Annotated in this window: 21 protein-coding genes; 7 read left to right on the top strand and 14 right to left on the bottom strand. The window is 49.5% G+C overall.

What is annotated here, in order from left to right:
- Positions 1-6: 6 nt before the first annotated feature.
- The 5 genes from AC0YNZ_RS09675 to AC0YNZ_RS09655 form a co-directional block, all read right to left on the bottom strand.
- Complete coding sequence (locus AC0YNZ_RS09675; RefSeq protein WP_475826400.1) at positions 7-588, bottom strand: NAD(P)H-dependent oxidoreductase; 582 nt, start codon at positions 586-588, stop codon at positions 7-9.
- Between the two features lie 8 nt (positions 589-596).
- Entirely contained in the window at positions 597-1,061 is a 465-nt protein-coding gene (locus AC0YNZ_RS09670; RefSeq protein WP_475826399.1) for a DUF2269 family protein, read from the bottom strand.
- A 3-nt stretch (positions 1,062-1,064) separates the two neighbouring features.
- The gene (locus tag AC0YNZ_RS09665; protein ID WP_110769837.1) at positions 1,065-1,673 is read right to left on the bottom strand and encodes a TetR/AcrR family transcriptional regulator; all 609 of its coding nucleotides are present in this window, start codon (positions 1,671-1,673) and stop codon (positions 1,065-1,067) included.
- A gap of 194 nt (positions 1,674-1,867) precedes the next feature.
- Entirely contained in the window at positions 1,868-4,042 is a 2,175-nt protein-coding gene (locus AC0YNZ_RS09660; RefSeq protein WP_475826398.1) for a DNA topoisomerase III, read from the bottom strand.
- A gap of 65 nt (positions 4,043-4,107) precedes the next feature.
- On the bottom strand, positions 4,108-5,019 hold the full coding sequence (locus AC0YNZ_RS09655) for a hypothetical protein (protein ID WP_475826397.1): 912 nt from the start codon (positions 5,017-5,019) through the stop codon (positions 4,108-4,110).
- Between the two features lie 204 nt (positions 5,020-5,223).
- Here AC0YNZ_RS09655 and AC0YNZ_RS09650 point away from each other — a divergent pair, with 204 nt between their 5' ends.
- A complete protein-coding gene (locus tag AC0YNZ_RS09650) occupies positions 5,224-6,372 on the top strand; it encodes a metallophosphoesterase (RefSeq protein WP_475826396.1) in 1,149 nt (382 codons plus the stop codon).
- Positions 6,373-6,599: 227 nt separating this feature from the next.
- On the opposite strand, the gene AC0YNZ_RS09645 is transcribed toward AC0YNZ_RS09650, so the two are convergent.
- From AC0YNZ_RS09645 to AC0YNZ_RS09630, 4 genes are all read right to left on the bottom strand, one after another.
- A complete protein-coding gene (locus AC0YNZ_RS09645; RefSeq protein WP_475826395.1) occupies positions 6,600-7,640 on the bottom strand; it encodes a FecCD family ABC transporter permease in 1,041 nt (346 codons plus the stop codon).
- Positions 7,637-8,650 (bottom strand): FecCD family ABC transporter permease, encoded by a 1,014-nt coding sequence (locus AC0YNZ_RS09640; RefSeq protein ID WP_475826394.1) that lies wholly within the window; start codon positions 8,648-8,650, stop codon positions 7,637-7,639. Before AC0YNZ_RS09640 ends, AC0YNZ_RS09645 begins: the two co-directional genes overlap by 4 nt.
- 109 nt (positions 8,651-8,759) lie before the next feature.
- Positions 8,760-10,046 (bottom strand): stalk domain-containing protein, encoded by a 1,287-nt coding sequence (locus tag AC0YNZ_RS09635; protein WP_475826393.1) that lies wholly within the window; start codon positions 10,044-10,046, stop codon positions 8,760-8,762.
- A gap of 23 nt (positions 10,047-10,069) precedes the next feature.
- Positions 10,070-10,618, bottom strand: coding sequence for a hypothetical protein (locus AC0YNZ_RS09630; RefSeq protein ID WP_475826392.1), 549 nt, complete (start codon positions 10,616-10,618; stop codon positions 10,070-10,072).
- A gap of 192 nt (positions 10,619-10,810) precedes the next feature.
- Between AC0YNZ_RS09630 and AC0YNZ_RS09625 the strand changes: the two genes are divergently transcribed.
- Positions 10,811-12,451, top strand: a complete 1,641-nt coding sequence (locus AC0YNZ_RS09625; RefSeq protein WP_475826391.1) for a helix-turn-helix domain-containing protein — start codon at positions 10,811-10,813, stop codon at positions 12,449-12,451.
- Between the two features lie 244 nt (positions 12,452-12,695).
- A complete protein-coding gene (locus AC0YNZ_RS09620) occupies positions 12,696-13,451 on the top strand; it encodes an MBL fold metallo-hydrolase (protein ID WP_475826390.1) in 756 nt (251 codons plus the stop codon).
- 109 nt (positions 13,452-13,560) lie between these two features.
- Here the strand turns inward: AC0YNZ_RS09620 and AC0YNZ_RS09615 are convergent, their stop codons facing one another.
- Entirely contained in the window at positions 13,561-13,773 is a 213-nt protein-coding gene (locus AC0YNZ_RS09615) for a hypothetical protein (RefSeq protein ID WP_475826389.1), read from the bottom strand.
- A 100-nt stretch (positions 13,774-13,873) separates the two neighbouring features.
- Positions 13,874-15,109 carry a helix-turn-helix domain-containing protein gene (locus AC0YNZ_RS09610; RefSeq protein ID WP_475826388.1) on the bottom strand — a complete coding sequence of 412 codons (1,236 nt, stop codon included), beginning with the start codon at positions 15,107-15,109 and terminating at the stop codon, positions 13,874-13,876.
- A gap of 164 nt (positions 15,110-15,273) precedes the next feature.
- On the opposite strand from AC0YNZ_RS09610, the gene AC0YNZ_RS09605 reads away from it, so the two are divergent.
- Positions 15,274-17,550, top strand: a complete 2,277-nt coding sequence (locus AC0YNZ_RS09605) for a beta-glucosidase (RefSeq protein WP_475826387.1) — start codon at positions 15,274-15,276, stop codon at positions 17,548-17,550.
- An 81-nt stretch (positions 17,551-17,631) separates the two neighbouring features.
- Here AC0YNZ_RS09605 and AC0YNZ_RS09600 read toward each other — a convergent pair whose 3' ends face one another.
- On the bottom strand, positions 17,632-18,750 hold the full coding sequence (locus AC0YNZ_RS09600) for a saccharopine dehydrogenase family protein (protein ID WP_475826386.1): 1,119 nt from the start codon (positions 18,748-18,750) through the stop codon (positions 17,632-17,634).
- 164 nt (positions 18,751-18,914) lie between these two features.
- Between AC0YNZ_RS09600 and AC0YNZ_RS09595 the strand changes: the two genes are divergently transcribed.
- Positions 18,915-19,991: a helix-turn-helix transcriptional regulator gene (locus tag AC0YNZ_RS09595; protein ID WP_475826385.1), complete on the top strand. Its 1,077-nt coding sequence runs from the start codon at positions 18,915-18,917 to the stop codon at positions 19,989-19,991.
- A gap of 79 nt (positions 19,992-20,070) precedes the next feature.
- Here the strand turns inward: AC0YNZ_RS09595 and AC0YNZ_RS09590 are convergent, their stop codons facing one another.
- Both AC0YNZ_RS09590 and AC0YNZ_RS09585 read right to left on the bottom strand, forming a co-directional pair.
- Positions 20,071-20,487 carry a VOC family protein gene (locus AC0YNZ_RS09590; RefSeq protein WP_475826384.1) on the bottom strand — a complete coding sequence of 139 codons (417 nt, stop codon included), beginning with the start codon at positions 20,485-20,487 and terminating at the stop codon, positions 20,071-20,073.
- A 137-nt stretch (positions 20,488-20,624) separates the two neighbouring features.
- The gene (locus AC0YNZ_RS09585; RefSeq protein ID WP_475826383.1) at positions 20,625-20,891 is read right to left on the bottom strand and encodes a DUF7667 family protein; all 267 of its coding nucleotides are present in this window, start codon (positions 20,889-20,891) and stop codon (positions 20,625-20,627) included.
- Between the two features lie 162 nt (positions 20,892-21,053).
- Between AC0YNZ_RS09585 and AC0YNZ_RS09580 the strand changes: the two genes are divergently transcribed.
- Together AC0YNZ_RS09580 and AC0YNZ_RS09575 are read left to right on the top strand one after the other, a co-directional pair.
- The gene (locus tag AC0YNZ_RS09580) at positions 21,054-21,818 is read left to right on the top strand and encodes a VCBS repeat-containing protein (RefSeq protein WP_475826382.1); all 765 of its coding nucleotides are present in this window, start codon (positions 21,054-21,056) and stop codon (positions 21,816-21,818) included.
- Positions 21,819-21,919: 101 nt separating this feature from the next.
- On the top strand, positions 21,920-22,300 hold the full coding sequence (locus tag AC0YNZ_RS09575; protein ID WP_475826381.1) for a collagen-like protein: 381 nt from the start codon (positions 21,920-21,922) through the stop codon (positions 22,298-22,300).
- Positions 22,301-22,415 lie beyond the last annotated feature (115 nt).

The following is a 22,415-nucleotide window of genomic DNA, read 5'->3' as shown; positions in this document are numbered from 1 at the left end:
CAGAGGTTAGGAGCCTTTATTACCTAGTTTCGTTACGAGATTTAGCCACTCGCTCCGACGGGAATCAGTGGAAGACTTAACCGGACCAATATTTGTAATCCGCACCGGTTTAATACCGCAAAATTGCAGCGTTGCAATCTTCATCGCGCGATGACCCGGCTGCCCGATAACGAAGCGGTTATACCACACTGGCGCATCCATCGTGACGATTAATCGAGCGGTTTTCCCTTTGAGCAGCTTATCCCAAAGCACGGAGCCCTCCCGGTATTTAAATGCAAACCCAGGCAGAAGCACACGGTCCAAAAAGCCTTTGAGCAGCGCTGGAAGCGTTCCCCACCAAGTCGGATACACAAAAACAAGATGCTCTGCCCATTTAATAGCCTCCTGTGCTTCAATCATATCCTTCTCCAGTTCTGTGCGTTTCGCATAACCAAATGCGAGATTCGGATTAAAGCTCAGCTCATGCAGCTGAATAAAACGCGCTTCAGCACCGCCCTGAATCGCACCGTTATAGTATGCTTTTGCAAGTGCGCTGCAATAGCTGCCTGGATTCGGATTACCTTGAATAATGAGAATTTTTTTGCCCATGCCCGTGTTCACCCCGGCTTCACCACCATTAAATATAAAACGATGACCGGTATGACCGTATTCACCGTTCCCCATACGTTCCAACGCTTCGAATAACGATAGTAAGCCTCCGGCAGCACGCCAGTCTGTATCCCCTGCTTGCTCAGCCTTATCATATGAAGCTGGCACGGCAGCAGCACCGCGCTCCACAAAACGCCAGATAGAGCAAATAGTAGAATCGACAGCGTTAGCCAGTTAAGCTCAGCCAAGGAATAGCCATAAGCAAGTGCGGTTAATATACCGAACAGCACAAGAAGCACAATGCCAGGAATGGTGAAAATATAATCGGCGCGCATAATGCTTTGCGCCATATAATGCAGCGGCTCCGGCGCGCTGCTGCGGTCCTGTCTAATTTTCCAAAAGGCGGTCGTAACGATGTTGCCGAGAAATAAAACTGCGCCAAGCACATGCAAAAACAAGAAAACACGTTCCATAAATCAACGTCCTCCTCCTTGCAAAATAAGCAGCATAAATTGATAAAAATCTTCTTTCTCGAAGGAACGCGCCGGCGACGATCCAGCATCGGCCAGCATGATGTTGCGAATGCACATGCCATAGGACAGCATGACAAACTGCTCCGCTGCCTTGCGCGCATCTACGGTTCGATCGATGACGCCCTCACGCTGACCGGTCTCAATCCAATAAAGCGATACAGCGGTAGAGCGCTCGTGAAATTGCTGCAGCACATCCGGGATACCCGGTTTATCCTTCTGGCTGAGCAGATAGGTCAAAATTTGATTGGCAACGCTGTCCTTCTGTTGAAGCTGAACCAGTCCTTCCGCAATCGCAAGCAGCGGCCCCGTCAAATTGCAGCTTTGTGCCACAGCAAGGTGGAAGGATGTGTTAATGACTTCCAGCTGCGAGGCCAGTATGAGCCCGAACAGCTCCTCCTTGCTCTTTACGTAATGATAAATGGCGCCTTTCGATAAACCTGTGCTTAGCATGATCTGCTGCAAGGTTGTATTCCGGCAGCCTTTCTCCTCAATAAGCTGCTGCGCCGTTTCCAGCAATAGCTTATAGCTCAAATTAGCTGTATGATCAACCATCAGATGTCTCCCTCGCCTTCCTCTTCTCTTAGCTGTCCGCGTCTGTGCAACACTCCCGACCGCCGGTCGGTTTTCTGTTATTTTCACTATACAGACCGTCGGTCGGTTTGTAAACAAAAATTTTCCAGCCGCCTCTGCACAGCAAAAAAACGGCAAACCGCCATCACTGGCACTGCTTGCCGGTTTCCCCGTCCTTACTTGCCGGATTGTTTCTCCAGCGCTGCCTTCAGCTTGTCCGCCAAGCTGTTTGACATCGTCGTATTATCGCTGTATTGCTCGATAAGCTTCTGGTTTTGCTTCCGGCCCACTTTGCCGCTCTGCTTATCGCCAAGCATTTCGATGACATTGCAAGGCCTGCACTGCGCATACTTGCCTGCTTTGCCGTCTTTAATTTCCATTTTCTTATGGCATTGCGGACAGCGCTTGTTGGAAAGCATCGGCTCCGCCGAACGGCGGTAGCCGCATTCGCGGTCAGAGCAGACGAGCGACTTGCCCCGCTTGCCGTTAATTTCGAGCAAAGGCTTCTCGCATTCCGGACAGCGGGAATGCGTCAGATTATGCGGCTTGTATTCCTTCGTCTCCGCAATGACCTCGGATACCCATTTCTTCGCCTGCTCGCGCACACTCTTCATAAAGGCTGCCGGATCGCCCTTGCCCTTCGCAATCCGCTCCAGCTCCTGCTCCCACCTGGCAGTCAAATCAGGGCTTCTGAGCTCGGTAACGACCAGCTCGATAAGCTGTTTGCCTTTGCCCGTCGGCATCAGCTTGTTTTGCGAGCGTGTAATCGTGTCCGTGCCCAGCAGCTTTTCAATAATATCGGCACGCGTCGCAGGCGTTCCCAGGCTATGCTTCTCCATCCGGGTAAGCAGCGTCGCTTCCGTATACCGTGCAGGCGGCATCGTTCGCAGCTCCCGTACTTTTTCCTGCTTGACAGGCAACGGCTGGCCCAGCTGGAGCGGAGGCAGAAGCTGCACCGGCTGGCGGTCGGCTTTGCCTAGCCCTGAGCCGCTGCCGTCTCGCTCATCGTCTTCCTCTTCATCTTGGCTTGAAGCATACGAATCGGATTGATAGATTTCCTTCCAGCCCTTTTCCTTCTCGATTTTCCCCTTCGCATAAAGCAGGTCCCTGCCTACCGCGAGCACGACGCTCGTCTCGTCGTACCGGTAAGGACCATAAAACAAAGCGATAAACCGCCTTACGATAAGATCGTACAGCTTGCGCTCATCATTGCTTAATGCCGCCAAATTAACAAATTGCTCGGTAGGAATAATAGCATGATGATCGGATACCCTGCTGTCATCGACGATCCTTTTCGTAATAGGAAGCTGCATCCGAACCAGCTTTCGTGCCAGCTGTGCATACGGTCCGACTGCGATGCTCTCCAAACGGCCCTTCAAGGTAGGCACCATGTCGCTGGACAAATATCTTGAATCCGTGCGCGGATAGGTAACCAGCTTATGCTGCTCGTACAGCTTCTGAAGAACGTTGGACGTTTGCTTAGCCGAGAAGCCAAGCCGCTTGTTCGCATCCCGCTGCAGCTCGGTCAGATCGTACGCTTGAGGATGAGGCTCCGATTTCTCCACCGTGCGAAGCTTGTCTACCTTAGCAGTTCCTCTTTGCAGGCGTGCCGCTATTGTATCCGCATCCGCCTTGCTCCACACTCGGCCGTCATGCGCTTCCTGCTCTCTCCAAAGCGCCGTGAACGATCCAAACTCGGCTGTTACATTCCAATAAGGCTGCGATTGAAACGATTGTATTTCCTGCTCCCGCTCCATCAACATCGCGAGCGTAGGCGTTTGCACCCGGCCTGCGGCCAGCTGTGCATTATATTTCGTCGTTAATGCTCTTGTTACATTCAAGCCGATCAGCCAGTCAGCTTCTGCGCGGCATACAGCCGAAGCATACAAATTGTTATAGTCCTTACCGGGTTTTAGGCTGCTGAAGCCATCCTTAATCGCTTTATCCGTCTGTGACGAAATCCAAAGCCGCTTAAAAGGCTTGCGCCAATGGACAAGCTCCATGATCCAGCGCGCCACAAGCTCTCCTTCCCGTCCGGCATCGGTAGCGACAATAAGCTCGCTAATATCCTGCCGCTTGCATAACTGAGCTACCGCGCGGAATTGCTGCGACGTTTCCTTCATGACCTTCAGGTTCATTTTCGGCGGAAGCAGCGGCAGGTCCTCCAAATTCCAGGTCTTATATTTCGGATCGTATTCCTCCGGTTCGGCTAGCGTCACCAAATGACCCAGCGCCCAGGTTACGACATAGTTAGAACCTTCCATGTAGCCTTTATGCTTCTGTCCGCAGCCGAGCACGCGGGCAATTTCCTTCGCCACGCTCGGCTTCTCCGCCAGTACCAGCGATTTCATGTACGTTGTTCGCTCCATTCATTTCGATGCTTTTTTTGCTTCCAGAGAAGAAAGCGCATCATTTACTATGACGAAACGATACCATAGGCTCGCAGCCTGCGCAACGCCTCAAGCGTCAGCACGCCCTTCCATTCCTGCTCGGCCTGCGGCCATACGTCCTCGTACTGCCCCCAGCTCCAAGGCGGCGACCAAGCTCCATCCGCCTGCTGCTTCGTCAGTAAATGTCCCAAATAGAGCTTCGCACTTTCGCTGAGCTGACTATAATAGATCGAGCTTGGGTATTCAGCCGCCTGTATCGGAGTGAGGCAATAACCATTCCATTCCCCTGGATTCGTTGTCACGCAATTTTCCAGCATTTCGTCAAGCGCCGGTCTAACCTCGCTAAGTACCGCACGCGGCACGAGCTCAGCAAAGCGCAAGCAGCAAAGCAGCTCATGGAAATCTTGCCGCAAAGAGGTTTCATTTATATAAGTAATCGCGTGCTGCGTTAACTCATCCAGCAGGCTCGCGGGTACAAGCTCCGAGTATCGATAAAAGTAGCCAACGATCTCAATTGCCGGATTTCCCCAGCCGTTATGACCCGCATTATAATTCCACCAGGGAGCGCGCGGCGCCGAGTCGACCTCAGGAGGCACAATGTCCCAGCCGGATTTCTGCGAAGTGTTGTATTCAGCTATTAAATAACGGATCGCCCCTTGGACAAGCGGGGATTCGGAACCTGCTTTGAGGCACGACAGATTCTGAAGAGCTACCGTCGTAGCAAGCGTTGAAGATGCGGCAGCCCGTATATCCGGCTCTAACGCATTGCCAAATCCGCCATCCGTATTACGGTAAACTGAAAGCTCCCTGATTGCATCCTCAGCCGGGCCTCCTTCGAATTCAAAGACATACATCGTTTTTTCAAGCGGCCTAGCCGACTCCTTCAAAAATCGAACCGCTTGCTCCAACTGCTCCTTCTTCATAACCGGATTTCCCATTTCTATGTCCTCCTCGCATGATCGGAAATAATTGCTGGCTGACTGACTCTTTTGTATCCATTCCCCATATTTTCTATCCTAATTAAATCTATGGCGGTTAGCAATCTATTCCTGCTAGTGTTGCGTTTTTTGCTGCTATAATCCCGGTGTGATATAGTAAGTTCAGCTTATGAGAAAGCGATTATGAGCCAAGGAGCGTTGATAATGAAGCCGCGTTTTGTTGCTATTATTTTTTGTATTCTACTCGTATACAGCAGTATTTCCTTCTATATCGGTTGGAATGGCTGGCTGTTCTTTTCTACTCTATTAACTTGGGAAAATGCGGGCTGGTATACGATCTTCGCCAGCATCATTGCTTATGCGTATATCATCGGCCGGCTCGCCTACCGCACTCCGCTTAAACCGGCAGCTGAGGCGCTGAAGCTGATCGGCTCCTACTGGTTTGCCGTACTTGAATACGCCGTGCTCATTTTGCCTCCTGTCAATATCCTTTCGCTCATCTTAAAAGCGGCGGGAGCAGAGAAGCAGGTTTATATCATCGCCGTAGGATGCATCGCCATTCTTCTAATGGCCATACTCCTTGTCCGAGGCAGCTGGAATGCATGGAGTCCGATTATACGAACCTATCACGTTCAAGTACCGAAGCCGGCTGGAAAAATGAAAAAGCTGCGAATTGCAATGGCATCCGACCTTCATCTGGGCACGATTGTCGGCAACAGGCATTTGAAACGCTTAGTGAACAAGGTGGAGCAAATCAAGCCGGATCTTATTTTGCTTCCCGGCGACATTTTGGACGATGACATTGAGCCTTTTCTTCGCAAAAATATGTCAAAGGTGCTTGGTAAGCTGAAAGCTCCGCTAGGCATATTCGCCGTAACCGGCAATCATGAATACATCGGCAGAAAAGTGCCGGAATTTATTGCCGCAATGGATGCGATCGGCATTCGCGTCCTCATGGACGAGGCTGCGCTCGTGGAGGACAGCTTCTACGTCATCGGCCGCAAGGACAAAGCGTCCGCGGGCTTCGGCGCAGACGGCAGGCTCCCCATCCACGAGCTCGTCGCACCGCTCGACCAGTCGCGACCGCTCATTATGCTCGACCATCAGCCGTCCGACATCGCGAAAGCAGCCGAGAACGGCATTGACATTTCCGTATCCGGCCACACCCACCGCGGTCAAATGATGCCTAATCATCTCATTACAAGAAGGCTGTTCGAGCTCGACTGGGGTTATTTAAAAAAGGGCGGGCTGCATGCCATCGTCTCGTCCGGCTTCGGCACCTGGGGGCCCCCTGTGCGTATCGGCAGCCGCTCTGAGGTTATTCATATCGAGATCGAGTTCGTTCACGCATAACGGATGCACAAGCGTAAACGGCTATCGCCGTCCTCTGGCGGCAATAGCTCGTTTCGCGATGAAATATAAGCAGGTATAAGGGTGAAACTTATAAATTCTTATATTTCGAAAAAGCAAGATGCTTACCTATTTATTAAAAATAGCGGTAATAAATGTACCTTTCACGCTGAATGACGGCCTATTTAAGCCATTCAGAGCGTAAAAGTCATTTATTGCCGCTATTTCGTTTACCTTTTATTCCTTGTACGGTACAACAAATAAATAAAGAAAGGCGCCCCGACGCCGGATGTAAATACGCCGACCGGTATATCAAGCGGTTGAAAAGCGGTTCTCGCAATCAAATCCGCCAATGCCACAATAATGCCGCCGAACAAGGCTGAAATCGGAATAAGCCTGCTCACGATAGGCCCCACCATCCGGCGTGCCGCATGAGGAGCAAGCAAGCCAACGAAGCCGATGACGCCGCCAATGGACACGGCCGATCCGGCAAGGCCCACGCTAATGAGAATAAGAATAAAGCGATGCCGCTGCACATGGCTGCCTAAGCCTGCAGCCAGCTCATCGCCCAGAAGCTGAATGTTCATTTGTCTCGTATAAATGAAAACGAAAATCATGAAGACGCAAGTCCACGGCAGGAGGGTCCATACATAATTCCAGGTTGAACCGTAAACGGTTCCCGTCAGCCAAATATAGGAGGCGGTTGCCGAATAAGCAGGGCTGAATACGAGCATAAAGGATGTCATTGCCGACAATAGGGACGCAATGCCGATGCCGACCAGCACAAGCCGAAACGGATTCACCCCTTTTTTCCAAGCAATCCCATAAACAAGCAGCGCAGCTCCGAAAGCCCCGACAATCGAAGCTACGGGCAAATAATGAATGCTCACGGCGCTTGGCATAAAAGTGATGAATGCAACCGCGCCAACGGATGCGCCGCCGGAGATGCCGATCACATCGGGAGCAGCCAGCGGATTGCGAATGACGCCTTGCAGGATGGCGCCCGAAACGGCAAGCGATGCGCCTACCAGAAATGCGACGACGACCCTCGGCGCCCTCAGCGATTGCACGATCAGAATATGGTCGGGATCGCCTTTGCCAAGCAATGCCTGCCACACATGGATCGGCTTAATGACCTGCTCCCCCAATGCGAGATTCGCTGCAATAACGATGACCGCCATTGTAGAAAGCACCAAGGCGGCTCGAAGCGTTTTGCGGTGGAGCCCGTAAAAACGGCTGTCCGTTCTCGGCGTATAGGATGCATGCTTCATCTTGTCATCAGCTCCTTGCGCGCGATATAAATGAAGAATGGCGCACCTACCGCCGCTGTCATGATGCCGACAGGCACCTCTTCAGGCAATAGAACGAATCTTGCGGCAACGTCTGCCAAAAGAAGCAGAATTGCCCCGAGCAGCGCGCAATAAGGAAGCAGCCAGCGATAGTCAAGCCCGGCTATGTAGCGCGCGATATGCGGAATAACGATGCCGATCAAGCCGATTGGACCGGCTACCGACACCGCGCCTCCCGCAAGCACGACAACGATAATCCCGGCAGCAAGCTTAATCAACATCGTTCGCTGCCCAAGCCCCTTCGCAGCTTCCTCGCCCATGCTGACAATATTTAATTGTCTCGCAAGCAGAAGCGCGGCCGCCCAGCCCGCGCACAAATAAGGCAGCACAGCCAGAAGCGTACCCGTTTCTCTTCCGGCAATCGATCCGGCCAGCCAGAACATCACATCCTGAAGCCCATTCTCATTAAGAACAAGCATCCCCTGCGTGAAGGATGCAAACAGAGCGGTCATCGCCGAGCCTGCCATTATTATTTTCAAAGGTGTTAATCCGTCTCTTCCCAGCGAGCCGAGTATATAAACCGAGGCAGCAGCCAGCGCCGCTCCGGCGAACGATATCCATACAAGCTGACTCATGCTCGTTATCTTGAAAATCGTTAATGCCGCGACGATGCCTACGCTTGCGCCGGCATTAATTCCCATTACGCTGGGCGAAGCAAGCGGATTTCTAGTCACCGCTTGCATGATAGCGCCCGCCATAGCCAAGCTTGCGCCTATTGCTGCCGCCATGCATGCGCGCGGCAGCCGGGCCGTCATCACGACGACCTGTTCCATCGAGCTTTCATCATAATCGGTTAGAGCAGCGGTCAAATCATTCCATCTCACCGTCGTAAATCCGAATCTGACGCTCGCAACGAAGCAGCATAATAATAGAACGGCGCATACGGCTAATCCGGCTATTTTCGCTGAGACCCTGTTCATTCCATTTTTCATTCGGTATAACGCTCCTATTGTTTCCTATACGGTCTTATATTCGCACAAAAGAATGAGCGCATGGGCTCATTCTTTTGTGCTCGTACCTATAGGGTTGTTGCCTTAATGTTTAGTTAAGGTCAAAGTAGAAATACAAATCGTCAAGCATCAGCTTCGCCGCCATCGCGCCGCCGGACAAATTCCAGGTTACTGCATTTACTTTGTAATACTTATTGTTTTTCACCGCATTTAGATTTTTCCAAAGCGGGCTGTTATTCCATTCCTTTTGAAGCTTGAGAACCGCGCCGTCTCCGTCCCAGTCCGTCGTGAAGTCGAAGATATAATCGCCGTCAAGCAAGCTTGCTTGCTCCTTCGAAGTGACAGGAATGTATTCTTTCTTCGTCGCCAGCTGCTGTTTCGGCGTTGCAAAGCCCAGCTCTTTGAAAATTTGATATGCAAAGCCTGCATTGTACGCACGGGCACTGCCATCCGGGTTAATGCGAATGATAGAAATTTCTGCGCCTTTATCCTTTGCCGACAGCTTGCTCTTGAAATCGGCAACTCTAACTTTCCAATCGGCGATAAAGTTCGTTGCGATTTCTTCTTTGTTCAAAACCGAAGCGGTAATTTTCAAATTATCCTGCCAATCAGCCAAGTCCTCTGTCACAATCGTTGGCGCGATCGCTTTAAGCTGAGCGTAAATTTTCTCATGACGAATTTTTGTTGCAATAATAACATCCGGCTTCAAGCCGACGATGGCTTCAACATTTGGCTGCGTTTCGTCGCCAAGCGTTTTTGTGCCGATTAAGCTAGGACGGATATATTCATAGAAAGGCTGTTGAACATACGATTCAACTGCGCCAACCGGTTTAACGCCTAGCAGGACGGAAATGTCCACGCCGCCGTTAAATAGAACAACGACACGTTTTGGAACGCTTTTTAGCGTCGTGCTGCCAAGTGCATGCTTAATCGTTTTTGTCGTTTCAAGTGCTGCCGTCGACGTTTTGCTATTCCAGCTTACCCATACGCCAAGTGATTCGCCTACAAAACGAAGCGGTACGAGCACGCTGCCTTTCACAATTGCAGGAGCTGTATCCAATGTTGTGGATTTACCGTTAATTTTTGCTGTTCTGCTGCCGAGCGTAAGCTCTACAGTTTGGCTGCCTTTAGTAATCGTAGCTTTTTTTGCTTTCTGATCATATTTCACATTTGCGCCCAGTTTCTCGGCAATCGTTCTGTATGGAACAAGCGTGCGTCCGTTAATTTTTTGCGGAGCAACGCTGAAGGCAACCTTCTTGCCGTTTACCGTTACGTTAATCGCAGAAGCCGCTGCCGTTACTGCTGTAACAGGTATAACTGTTATAACTAGCGCGAGTGTTAAGAATAAGCCTATTAACCGTTCTTTGACCGAAGACATTTAAAAATCACCTATCCCTTTTTTTATTTTTCCAGCAGCTCCTGCTTCAAGTCGCGAAAGCTCTGGTAAAGCTTGTAATCGAGCTGAATGAGCAGCTCCTTGTCCCATTTGCTAGCTTGAACGGCTTGTATGAGCCGGCCTAAATCGTCTTGCAGCATCTGATGTGTTGAAGCATTCGCTGTTTCAATATCGGTCTTGACCGCATTCCACAAGCCCGCCATCTGCAAGGCAAGCTCCTTCGCCTCATCCGGCTGATCCGCTTCCACCGCTTGCTTGAGAACCTTGATCAAGCCGGTCATATCTGAAATGCCTGTTTGCGTATCCACGATATCGGCTGGCGCAATGTTAGCGAAAGGGCCGCTCTTTACGGCAGCTTCGCTGCTTTGAGCATTCTTTCCCTTATCGGCTTCATCGCTTCCGTTATCCGAAGCTCCGCAACCGGTGAGCATGACGATTAAGCACATTGCACATATCAGAAGCAAACTGCTTCTTTTCCGATTCCCCGCCTTGCTTATTAACCGTATGTAGTTAATCGCTCCACAACCTCCTCTGTGAATGATAATCATTTTCATTTACTATTCTACCGATCAGCATTTCCGATTTGTATACACAAAATTGTCCGATTCATATGGACAAAATTTTCAAATCTAGATCAAAACTTAAAAACAACTATATTTCTAAATCTCTGTTTGGTAAACTGTAATTGATAATCATTCTCATAAAATATCCAATTTTCACATTTCTCCTATAAAGGATGTATGTTTTTGAAAACCATAACGCAATTTATATCCTATTTCCCGCTTTCTATGAAATTTCATGAATATAGCCCGGGCTTTCACTCCAAGTCAATAGTGACGGGACGCACCTCGATTGGCTTCGTCCAAAGCGGCAGCGGATTTCTATTTATTAATGAACAGCGGTATACGCTCAAACCGGGCACCTGCTTTTTTCTGCAGCCTTCTATGAAAATCCAGCTGATGAACGATTCTATAAGCGCTTTGCGGCTTCACTTGCTGAAATACCGGCTCATCCAGCTAACATTTGACGCAGATTTCTGCAAGACTGCTCCGTTTCCGTCCATCCTATTCGATGAAGACGGTCCTGTTCGCCATGCGTCTCCCGCTGTGACCGACACGCTTCTTATCCAGCTGCAGCAGGCTTTCAAAGAGCAAGGGCCATTAAGCGACATGAAAAAACAATCCATCTTCTGCGAGCTGCTCCTGCATATTCACACCCAGCATAAGCTGCCCAGCCTGTCGGTTAATGAATCCATTCAACATACGATCGCTTTTATGGGACAAAAATATATGAAGACAATTCAAATGAGCGAGCTCCCGCTCCTTGCAGGGATGACACCCAGCTCGTATTGCCGCGCCTTTAAGAAAATAACCGGCATGACGCCCGGCAATTATTTAACGCGTCTGCGCATGATACGGGCCAAAGAGCTAATGGCCGAGCAAGGCGCTACCTTGCGCGATATCGCTATAAGCGTCGGATTTCAGGACGAGCTTTACTTCAGCCGGGTATTCAAAAAGACGGAGGGAGTCTCCCCTTCCGTCTACCTCAAGCGGGGCGATAAGAAAATCGCGGTTGTCAGCAGCTATTTTCTGCAGGACCATTTACTCGCGCTCGGCATTTTGCCTATCGCTGCGCCTAGCTTCCCGAAATATTACAATACGCCTTCCGGCTTTCCCAGCTACCTGCATGACCAGTTAGCCGGTACGGTGCCGCTAAATGCGGAGCGTACGATTATGACAAGCGACGTGATGCGCTTGTCGCCCGATATGATAATCAAAACCGAATTTCAGAAAAATCCGAACGACAGCTTGTGGAACAACAATAAAAATACGATTTTCATCGATCATTCCACCAGCTGGGAGCAATATTTGCGTATTATTGCCGCGCGCGTGCAGAAGGAACGGGAAGCTGAGCGCATCATTCGGCAGATGACTGTGCTTGAGCAGGACGCGCGGAAAAAACTTGCCCCTGTTACGAAGCATGGCAAATGGGTGATCATCCGGCTGCTGCCTGACAATTGCCGTCTGTACGGCATTAAAGACCACACCTTCACCGAATTATTTTACCGCCGTTTGCAGTTCCAGCATGACGAGCGCGTAACGCACTCCATCTATATGGACAATGCGCTGGATCACTTGATCGAATTGAACCCGGAAAACATCTTTATCATTTGGAGCGAAGAAACAGAAGTGAATGCTCTCGCCGGCAATGAGCAATGGCAGAAGCTGCAGGCCGTAAAGGAGAACCGCGTCTATTTCCCCGAAACGAGAGAATGGGATCCGTGGGGGCCGATCGGACGCGAGCATATGATCCGGGCAATGACACGGTATTTTACCAAAAATGCCATAGGCGGCTGGTCCATGCAGGCTCGGGCCGCCGACTTATAGCCGACCGCATAGCTGCGGCCGGCTATCTTTTCGTGCGGATGAATTGAACCGTTTAAAGCTATCTGTCATGGTTTCCCGCTGAAAACCCTCCGGATTGCCTAGTATTTATATATTGACAAAAATTTATTTTTGTGGTATAATTAAATATTTTTCTATTTACACACTTTTAAACTGCTGCTACTATGTTATTTGAAATCATTGTTTCATGTGTTCAATAATTTCAATACAGTGGTGGAGGGATGCTATGAATATTGCAAACGGAGTAAGCATGCTGACTATAGCTGCAGTCATGATGGGCCGGATTGAAACGATTTACCCGACATTGATATGGGATAACGACACGGCGATCTTAGTGGATACAGGCTATCCGGGGCAGCTGCCATTAATAAAAGAACAGGTAGAGCGGGCCGGTGTTTCCTTTGCCAAGCTTAATAAAATTATTATCACTCACCAGGACCTCGACCATATAGGCAGTCTGCCTGCGGTGTTGAAGGAGCTTCCTCATAAGGCTGAGGTTCTCGCTGCTGGAATAGAAGCTCCTTACATTCAAGGCGATAAGCGTCTGCTCAAATTAACACCTGAAGCTATCGGGCAAGCCGTAAACGCACTGCCGGCTGAGGTGCCGGAAGAGTGGCGGGCCTCCTTCAGAAAGGTGCTGGAAAATCCGCCTAGCGCTAAAGTAGATGTCCTAATCGCTGATGGGCAGGAGCTTCCGTATTGCGGAGGAATTACCGTTATCGATACACCTGGACATACGCCCGGCCATATCAGTCTCTATTATAAAGCGAGTAAAACCTTAATCGCAGCTGATGCCTTAATCGTTGAAAACGATCAATTGCTCGGCCCAACGCCGCAATATTGTATCGACCATATGCTGGCACTGCAATCGCTCAAAAAATTTACCGAATTTGATATAGAAACCGTCATCTGTTTCCACGGCGGTTTATATACGGACCGCGTTAACGAACGCCTACTGGAGCTATGTAAGCTGAACGATTGAATACGATGTGTATCGGCTAGGATTAATACGTGCTAAGTATGCTAAACCGGATAGATAGAAGCCAGCTGCGCGGGACACATTATTTGGACAGCTGCTGCAACGGAGCAAGCTAACGTGATGCGCTCCAATTCAGCAGCTCGTTCATGATTTGCTCCCTGCCGCTCGGTGCCCAGCTCATGCCGATCCAATTAGGGATTAACAAGGTTTGCTTTTTCCGGACAGCTTTAATCGCGTTCCAAGCATTCGTTTGCTGAATACTGACAAACTTTTCTTCTTCCACCTGCAACGCCGAATGCAGCAGGCCGATCAGTTCTTCGTTCATGTATTCAAATTCGACCTTGCCTCATGGCTGTCTACGCCTTGGAAAATCGTTTCAGCCGTTAAGCTGCGCCACTTGTTTCTGCTGCAAAAATTCACTCTCCTTAATAAGAACGAAACTGCTTCGGCGTTAGGCCGGTCAGTTTTTTGAATATTTTTGTAAAGTGGCTCTGATCATAAAAGTTAAGCCGCGTGCAAATCTCAGACAAGGAGAGTTCGGAGGCGTTCAGCAGCTTCTTCGCTTCCTCCACCTTTTCGCGCATGATATAATTGTGGATCGGAATTCCAACCTCTTTCTTGAACAGCTGCGATAAATAATTAGCATTTAACTGCACCTTTTCCGCAAGCGTAGTTACCGTTACATCCTCGTAAATATGGTTATAAATATATTGCCGGCACTCTGAGACCACTCTTGAATATTTCTCGGACCGGCTTTGCCTCACCCGCTCGGCAAATGCGAACATCGCCTCTGTCCGGTGCTTTACGACGCTTTGAATGTCCGTTAGCTCCTCCAAATGCTGAATGTACAAATCGCTCATCGTATAGGCGATCTCCGAATGGAGTCCGCCTTCTATCGCCGCTCGCGTCGCAAGCGTTATTCCGGCAATCGCAATATTTTTTTGGCTTCTTAAATAGCTGCTTTTGGACAAAATACCGAGCTTCTTAGGATCAAAGTTCACCAGCTCCCGCAGCTTCTCCGTCCTTCCCTCCTTAATGCTTTGAAAAAGCTGCTTTTCCGGCTCAATGTCATGATGAAGCGCTGTCGTTTCCCGTTGATCGGATAAATTTCTGTCTATATGATGCTCAAAGCGCACATGCTCATCTTCTGATAAAAGCGCTCTATGATGGAGAACATCCAGCGTATTAAGCTCTTTGCCGTAAATAAGATAATACAATAGAACGCTTGCATGCAGCAGCTTAAAACCGCTAATGATCGGCAATAAACGATAATAATCACGCGCCGCTTCCTTCAGATTGGCCGGCACATTGTAATCATTCAAAATTCCCGTGATCGCTTCCGCGGAAATATCTGAATACGCAGACGGCCCAAAAACGACATAGCCTGTCCGCATCTCTTCCCGCTCTATACGGACAATGACATAGTTTTCCAGTTCGTTCCGGCTCTGTATAAGCGGATAATTGAGCTCAGCAGACTCAATATTCAGATGAACTAACGATTCCCGAAGGGTTGAATAGAGCGGATTAGCTGTGTGTGCATCACCGCCTGAACCAGATAGCAGCTCCAACTGAGCATTTACAAATTGAGCCTTGACTTGAAAATTGTTATACATCAGCCTGCATATCGTGGCGATTTGCTCATCCGATGCAGCATTTTCCATTACTAAGCCCTCCTCCCGTCCTCTGTATTTTATAGCCTCTATATCCTAGAGAGAATTTATACTATTTATCTATGTATTTTACCATAACTCCTCTTTTCTATCGTTTAAAATAAGCTTACACCAGCAATGAAAGCGTTATTAATAGGTTGAAGGGAGCTTGTATGATGACTAGAAATATTAAGCAAATCGTATCACAACTGACACTCGAGGAAAAAGCCGGGCTATGCTCAGGCCTTAACTTCTGGCATACGAAGGGCGTGGAGAGACTCGGAATCCCATCCGTTATGGTAACGGACGGACCGCATGGTCTCCGCAAGCAAAGCGGAAGCAGCGATCATCTCGGACTGCTCGACAGCGTTCCGGCAACATGTTTTCCTTCTGCGGCGGGACTTGCCTGCTCATGGGACGTTCAGCTCGTGAACGAGGTCGGTGTGGCGCTCGGCGAGGAATGCCAGGCGGAGGACGTAGCGGTTCTGCTCGGGCCTGGAGCCAACATTAAACGGTCGCCGCTATGCGGAAGAAACTTCGAATATTTTTCTGAGGACCCTTATTTATCCTCGGAGATGGCCGCTGCCCATATCAACGGCGTTCAGAGCCAAGGCATCGGTACTTCGCTCAAGCATTTCGCTGTTAATAACCAGGAGCATCGCCGCATGACGACCGATGCGATCGTGGATGAGCGTACGCTGCGGGAAATTTATTTGGCCAGCTTCGAAGGGGCGGTTATCAAAGGCCAGCCTTGGACGGTCATGTCCTCCTACAATCAAGTGAACGGCGCATTCGCCTCCGAGAACAGCCGCCTTCTTACTGAAATATTGAAGGAAGAGTGGGGGCATGAAGGTTTTGTCGTATCTGACTGGGGCGCAGTCAATGAGCGTGTCGCCGGCTTAGCGGCAGGCCTTGAGCTGGAGATGCCCTCCAGCAACGGTGCGGGAGACCGTAAAATCGTAGAAGCCGTCCAGAATGGCAAATTGTCGGAAGAAGCGCTTAACAATGCAGTGGAACGGATTTTGACGGTCGTATTTAAAGCAGTCGATAACAAGAAAGAGAACGCGGTATATGATGCGGATGCCCATCATCAGCTGGCAACGAAGGTAGCGGCTGAGAGCATGGTGCTGCTGAAGAACGAGCAAACCATACTGCCGCTTTCGAAGAGCGGCTCGATCGCCGTTATCGGCGCCTTTGCTAATGCGCCTAGGTACCAAGGCGGCGGCAGCTCCCATATTAAACCGACGAAACTCGATAACACGCTGGCGGAAATTACGCGCACAGCAGGAGCAGCGGCGCAAGTATCCTATGCACAGGGCTATCGTCTCGACAACGATGACCACGATGAACAGCTGCTTCAAGAAGCGAAGGATAAGGCCGGTACTGCCGATGTAGCCGTATTGTTCATCGGCTTGCCCGATCGCTATGAGTCGGAAGGTTATGATCGCCAGCATCTGAACATTCCGGGCAACCAGCTTGCGCTTATTGAAGCGGTAGCGGAAGTGCAGAGCAACCTCGTCGTTGTGCTGAGCAACGGTTCACCGATCGTAATGCCATGGCTTGGCAAAGCCAAAGCGGTGCTTGAAGGCTACTTGGGCGGTCAAGCTGTCGGCGGCGCGATCGCAGCTCTACTATTTGGAGATGTCAATCCGTCGGGCAAGCTTGCCGAGACGTTTCCGGTTAAGCTCAGCGATAATCCTTCGTTCTTGAACTTTCCGGGCGAAGGCGACAAAGTCGAATATAAGGAAGGCGTATTTGTCGGCTACCGCTATTACGATACGAAGGAAATCGAGCCGCTCTTTCCTTTCGGCTTCGGACTCAGCTATACGACCTTCGCCTATCGTAATCTGAAGGTCAGCCAAACGGAGCTTACGGATCAAGATACCGTTACTGTCAGCGTAGATGTACGGAATACAGGCGCTGTTACGGGCAAAGAAATCGTACAGCTTTACGTAAGGGATTCGGTCAGCACCGTTAACCGTCCATCCAAGGAGCTGAAAGGCTTCGCCAAGATTGAGCTGCAGCCGGGCGAGCAGCAGACGGTAACTTTTGAACTGGGCAAACGTGCCTTTGCATACTATAATGTTGATTTGAAGGATTGGCATGTAGAGACTGGCGAGTTCGAAATTTTAGTAGGCGCTTCTTCGCGTGATCTCACGGACAGCGTATCGGTCAATGTACAATCTACCGTAAGTATTCGCAAGCCGGTAACATTGAATACAACGTTCGGGGATTTGCTGGGCGACCCGGAGCGCGCAATCATCGCAAATGACATGCTTCAGAAATTTTCGGAGGGCAGCGGCATGATGAGCTCTCTTATGGACGACGCTCCGGAGATGATGACGGCCATGCTGAACTATATGCCGCTTCGGGCGATTGGCATGTTCAGCCAAGGCTCCGTATCGGAGGAAGCGACCCTGCATATCATAGCGAAACTGAATGAAGTGAAATAACGGCAATAATCATAGCAGTACTCCAAATAAGCTGCCCCAGCAGGTCTTGTTAGACTTGCTAGGACAGCTTTTTCTCTATAACTAGCTTTGACTGCGAGACCAGCTTTGGATATTGCCGATGATCGAGCGTGGAGAAGTGCAATCGTCATCCTTTAATCGCAGCGCAATCTGCTGCTTGTACAGCTCTAACTCAAACAATTGCTCTATATGATAGACGCCGCGCGGCAGCTTGCTGCCATACATCCTCTCAACTACCGCAATAGCCGTCTTAGCTGTTATTTCAGCTTCCTTAACGCCTTGAATCCCAAACTCGACAACTATATCAGCGCCTGCTTTCTTCCCGTACCCTGCGATCTTCACCGCATAGCGGGCAGAGCCGACTCTAAGCTTTCCAAAAGCATCAATCGCCAGTTTTCTTATACGTTCTGCTCCTAACAAGCGATCGAAGCCTATTCCTTTCAACAGCGCCATGAAGCCGGTAACCGTTCGAGAATCAAAGCATAATCGCGTAGATACAGTTGGAATCCCGAGCGTACGGGGGAGCGTCATTTGATCAGAGAAAGGAAAGCGATACGCTGTCCTCTTCCCTAGTTCAGCGCCAAAATCCGTTTTCATGCCCTCTGTAAAACTGCTCACTCTCCGGGCGTTTCCCGTTTCGGTAATGTTATAAGTCGCAGCAAGGCTGTCAACGGTCCATTCGATTGCCGCTTTGCCGTGCGCGTCTCCCAGTCCAAGCATAACCGCGATATCGATTCGGCTTGCTTCATCCAAGGACTGCGTCACCTTAAGCGCAAGCAGATTCGTAAGCCCCGGAGCGAGCCCGACGCTTAATACCGCGGTGCCGCAAATTCCCGCCGTCCTTTCATGCATCAGCTCCATTGCCGCAAAAAAAGTACCGTTCGCCGATACATCCACGTAATCTGCGCCTGCCAGCAGACAAGCCTCCGCAAAAGCGGTGTCCGTCTGATCCAAGCACATGACGACGAGCTTCGTCCGATCCAGCAGCCTCTCGTCAAGCGGTTCCCCCGCCGCTATCCGGAGAGGCTTCACCTTACCGCCCGTGCTGCTGCAATATTGCTTCGCACGCTCCAGGCTTCTGCCTGCCGCATATACCATGCCCGGGTATTCAGCTGCTAAGTGCTTGCAAATTTGCCCTCCAACATGGCCGTATCCTCCTACTACAATAATGTCCTTTTTCATAGCTGCACCACATTTCCTCTTCTGACTGCAAAGGCTCCCATCATTCGATCTGTTCATCTTCGCATCAATTAGATAAAATTAACGAACAATTATTCTCAATTATAGAGCTGAACGAACAAAGCGCTATCCCACAAATATGGGATTTTGAATAGAGGAGCCTGTCAATGGTAGAAACTATGGAAGCAGTCAAACGGCAATTAAATAAATTAGCGGCTGCACAGGTGACATCGCAGCTTTATCGCGAATCAGCTCTGACGTTAATAAGAGAGGCTGTACCTTTTGAGTCAGCTTGCTGCACGTCTGTCGATCCCGTTACACTGCTCTCGACGGGAGCCTCAACAGATGAAGCCATTGAAGCCATTCATCACAAGCTGTTTGAATATGAATATTTGCATAACGATTACAACAGCTACGGGCAGCTCGCTCTAGCGGTCATGCCCGCAGCCACCTTAAGCGAAGCAACGGACGGTCAGTTGGAGCGAAGCGGCCGTTACCGGGCGGTTCTATACCCTGCGGGATTTGGGGATGAGCTTCGTGCCGCTCTGCTAAGCGAGGGCGCATGCTGGGGATATTTGACGTTATTCCGTAAAGCGGGCGATCCTCTGTTTCTTGAGGAGGAGCGTTTATTTATTGCCGCAATTGCTCCTATTCTGGCTAAATCATTAAAGAAAAACAGTCTGGAGCTTCCCTCGGCAGACGCCGGCGGGAGGAAGGAGGAGCCTGGTCTTATCGTGCTGTCTGACCAGCTTGAGCCCATTTCCTTCGACCGTTCTGCCCGTCACTGGCTATCCGAACTAAGGAGCTTGGAGCAGATTGACTGCTTTACGCTGCCAAGACCGATAAGGGCCGTCTGCTCAAGGGCGCTCGCGCAAGCAAGAACTACGGCTGGTGAAAGGCAAACGGCAAAAGTATGTATCCGCATGCCGGAAGGTCTGTATTTGTCCATTCGGGCGAGTATGCTCGAAGGCGCATATGGCCTTATTCAGCTGGCGGTTTCTATCGAGCCGGCTAAGCCGTCCGACATCCTTCCGCTTATTGTTGAGGCATATGCATTGTCGGCTCGCGAGAAACAAGTCATTGAGCGGATCATTAGAGGGTTTTCCACCAAGGAGCTCGCTCATTCTCTTCATATTTCCGCTTACACGGTGCAGGACCATCTCAAGTCGATTTTCGCCAAAACCGGCGTCAGCAGCAGACGCGAGCTCATGTGGGAATTGTTCTCCAAACATAGCATGGGATGAGGTCCTGTGAGGATAAGATGCGCGAACATACAAAAAAGAGGCTGCGCGATTACGGCCAACCTCTTTGTTTGGATAACGCTTAAGTTGGATTGACCGCACTCGGGTCCATATAGAATATTTCCCAAAGATGCCCGTCAATGTCCTCAAAGCCCCATCCATACATAAATCCATGGTCAATGGCATCTTTGGAATGTGTAGCTCCAGCATCCAGCGCCTTATTGACAAACTCATCCACTTGATCTCTGTTTTCAGCTGATAAGGCTAAAATCACCTCGGATGTTGTTGTTGTATCGGGAATTTCTTTTTTGATGAACGATTTGAAATAGTCTTCAACCAGCAGCATAGCAAAAATATTTTCACTGATGATCATACATGTTGCATTCTCATCCGTAAATTGCGGGTTAAACTCAAATCCTAGCTTTGTAAAAAACTCGACAGATTTATTCAAATCTTTAACCGGTAAATTCACAAAAATATTAGCGGACCTAAATCCCATTACCTATCACCTCATCTTTGGGAATTTGAATACAGCTCTATTCTAGCATTTAAACGATACAAACATTTCTTTTCAATTGCTATTTTTAAGTAAACCCTATGCCACAACTATTAGCCGCTGCACAGCAGTCCTTCCACTCATTGTTCAAAGAAAGAAGGCCGACTGCTTTCATAAATTCTCTCCAGCTTGTCGATCTCACCCGATACTTCATGAAGCCATTCCCAATCGTTAGTCATGCTCGCCATCAATCCGAAATTGTATTGCTCGGCCAGCCTTTGCGCATATTTGGCGTTCAGCCTCATGCAGGAGTTCATTTCGGAGCATTCAAGCTCCGTCAAGCTTCTGTTCTGCTGCAGCAGCCACAGCTCTGCAAGACGCCAGTGAATATTCATCATAGCAATCATTCCAATCGCTCAATAAGTACAATCCTTTTTATTCTCTCCTAATCTCTCTAAAAATAGTCGCTTTGCTAAAAAAACGCAGGTAGGCATCCGCACAATCAAGTCATCAATCATCTGCATAGGTATAGACAGGAGCATAGTTACTTCAAGCCTGGAGGAATGGTTATGTACTCGTCTTTCCATACGCATAGGAATCAGCAAACTCCCTCTGCCCGGGATCATTATTTGCTCGACATGAAGCAAGGCGATGTAAACGGAGACGGTATACCCGATCTTGTTTACTTATTCGGGCATAAACCTGACGGACCATCCGGAATATTTGCCGATCAAATTACGCTTATAATCCAGGATGGATATTCCCAACAGCACAAAGTCGTTCCTTTGCGAGACAATGCAGGATACAATGCGGGGTTGTTCTTAGGCGACTTCGATCAAAATAAAATTGCCGACATCTTAGTGAACATCGACTCCGGAGGAAGCGGCGGTTACGGTACTTTCTACATTTACTCCTATGCCGATCATGTGCTTCGCAAAATATTCGATTACGAAAACTACAATCAATCCTATTCTTTCCGTGTCCAATATGAAGATATGTACAAGGTAACGGTATCAAGCGCTCAGCTTGATGTGCTGTTTACGATTGACATAAGCAACAAAGGCTATTCCTATTTATCTGCCTATTATAACGAAGACGGGAAGCTCAAGATGCCCGTTCAGGGTGAAGTCCTTGCTCTTGCTGCATTAAATCCGATTGTGACAAATGAAAACAGGACGTCCTTTGATTTGCTTGCGCTGCAGCGCATTATCGGCAGCACAAACGCTGATACATTAGGCTATGTCGAAAATCTTCTGACTTGGGACGGAAGCAAGTTTATTTCCTCCAGGCTTTCGGTTGCCATACCCGGAACGAAGCTCATTTCGCATTTCTAGCCGATTATGGAATTGAAAATCTTAAAAAGCTCGATCGCCCACTCCTTATTCTGCACTGCTGCATAAAATGCTCTAGCCCAAATAATAAGGAGTGATATTGCATGGCATTTATGCCCCCTTTTGGTCCACCGGGACCGTTCGGACCATTCGGACCACAGGGACCGCAAGGACCTCAAGGACCACAAGGACCTCAAGGACCACAAGGTCCTCAAGGAGGACCGCAGGGAATGATGGGACCGACAGCACCTCCACCACAATTTATACCGCAGCAGCCCGCTGTTACGCCGTTTGCCGTTGATCCAGGAGCCATTTCCCGCTGTCTCTTTCGCAACACTTATGTTTGGCTTTCGAATGGGCAAAACTTCTGGTTTTTCCCCGTATTTGTTGGACGTACGTCCATTGCAGGCTTTCGCTGGTTTGGAAGATCCTGGGGATATATCGGGATCGATTTACGGCAAATCACCTCCTTCACCTGCTTCTAAATAATTTTAAATTAAAAAAGCGGCTTCCCCTCATTGCTGAGGCGGAAGCCGCTTTAATTCGTGCTTTGCGGTCTCTTTCATTTTATCCAGATTCGATGCGCGTCTGAAGAGAGTA

This window comes from Paenibacillus sp. J2L1-98 (assembly GCF_056269405.1).
Note: the sequence above shows the minus strand (reverse complement) of the source record. Positions and strands in the feature narration are given on the sequence as shown.

Coding starts and splice junctions, on each gene's coding strand:
- AC0YNZ_RS09585 (WP_475826383.1), bottom strand. CDS start 20,891: ATGATTGCTATGATGAATATTCACTGGCGTCTTGCAGAGCTGTGGCTG.
- AC0YNZ_RS09590 (WP_475826384.1), bottom strand. CDS start 20,487: ATGGGATTTAGGTCCGCTAATATTTTTGTGAATTTACCGGTTAAAGAT.
- AC0YNZ_RS09645 (WP_475826395.1), bottom strand. CDS start 7,640: ATGAAGCATGCATCCTATACGCCGAGAACGGACAGCCGTTTTTACGGG.
- AC0YNZ_RS09615 (WP_475826389.1), bottom strand. CDS start 13,773: ATGAACGAAGAACTGATCGGCCTGCTGCATTCGGCGTTGCAGGTGGAA.
- AC0YNZ_RS09575 (WP_475826381.1), top strand. CDS start 21,920: ATGGCATTTATGCCCCCTTTTGGTCCACCGGGACCGTTCGGACCATTC.
- AC0YNZ_RS09605 (WP_475826387.1), top strand. CDS start 15,274: ATGACTAGAAATATTAAGCAAATCGTATCACAACTGACACTCGAGGAA.
- AC0YNZ_RS09670 (WP_475826399.1), bottom strand. CDS start 1,061: ATGGAACGTGTTTTCTTGTTTTTGCATGTGCTTGGCGCAGTTTTATTT.
- AC0YNZ_RS09595 (WP_475826385.1), top strand. CDS start 18,915: ATGGTAGAAACTATGGAAGCAGTCAAACGGCAATTAAATAAATTAGCG.
- AC0YNZ_RS09620 (WP_475826390.1), top strand. CDS start 12,696: ATGAATATTGCAAACGGAGTAAGCATGCTGACTATAGCTGCAGTCATG.
- AC0YNZ_RS09610 (WP_475826388.1), bottom strand. CDS start 15,109: ATGGAAAATGCTGCATCGGATGAGCAAATCGCCACGATATGCAGGCTG.
- AC0YNZ_RS09660 (WP_475826398.1), bottom strand. CDS start 4,042: ATGAAATCGCTGGTACTGGCGGAGAAGCCGAGCGTGGCGAAGGAAATT.
- AC0YNZ_RS09580 (WP_475826382.1), top strand. CDS start 21,054: ATGTACTCGTCTTTCCATACGCATAGGAATCAGCAAACTCCCTCTGCC.
- AC0YNZ_RS09640 (WP_475826394.1), bottom strand. CDS start 8,650: ATGAAAAATGGAATGAACAGGGTCTCAGCGAAAATAGCCGGATTAGCC.
- AC0YNZ_RS09675 (WP_475826400.1), bottom strand. CDS start 588: ATGGGCAAAAAAATTCTCATTATTCAAGGTAATCCGAATCCAGGCAGC.
- AC0YNZ_RS09655 (WP_475826397.1), bottom strand. CDS start 5,019: ATGGGAAATCCGGTTATGAAGAAGGAGCAGTTGGAGCAAGCGGTTCGA.
- AC0YNZ_RS09650 (WP_475826396.1), top strand. CDS start 5,224: ATGAAGCCGCGTTTTGTTGCTATTATTTTTTGTATTCTACTCGTATAC.
- AC0YNZ_RS09665 (WP_110769837.1), bottom strand. CDS start 1,673: ATGGTTGATCATACAGCTAATTTGAGCTATAAGCTATTGCTGGAAACG.
- AC0YNZ_RS09635 (WP_475826393.1), bottom strand. CDS start 10,046: ATGTCTTCGGTCAAAGAACGGTTAATAGGCTTATTCTTAACACTCGCG.
- AC0YNZ_RS09600 (WP_475826386.1), bottom strand. CDS start 18,750: ATGAAAAAGGACATTATTGTAGTAGGAGGATACGGCCATGTTGGAGGG.
- AC0YNZ_RS09630 (WP_475826392.1), bottom strand. CDS start 10,618: ATGAAAATGATTATCATTCACAGAGGAGGTTGTGGAGCGATTAACTAC.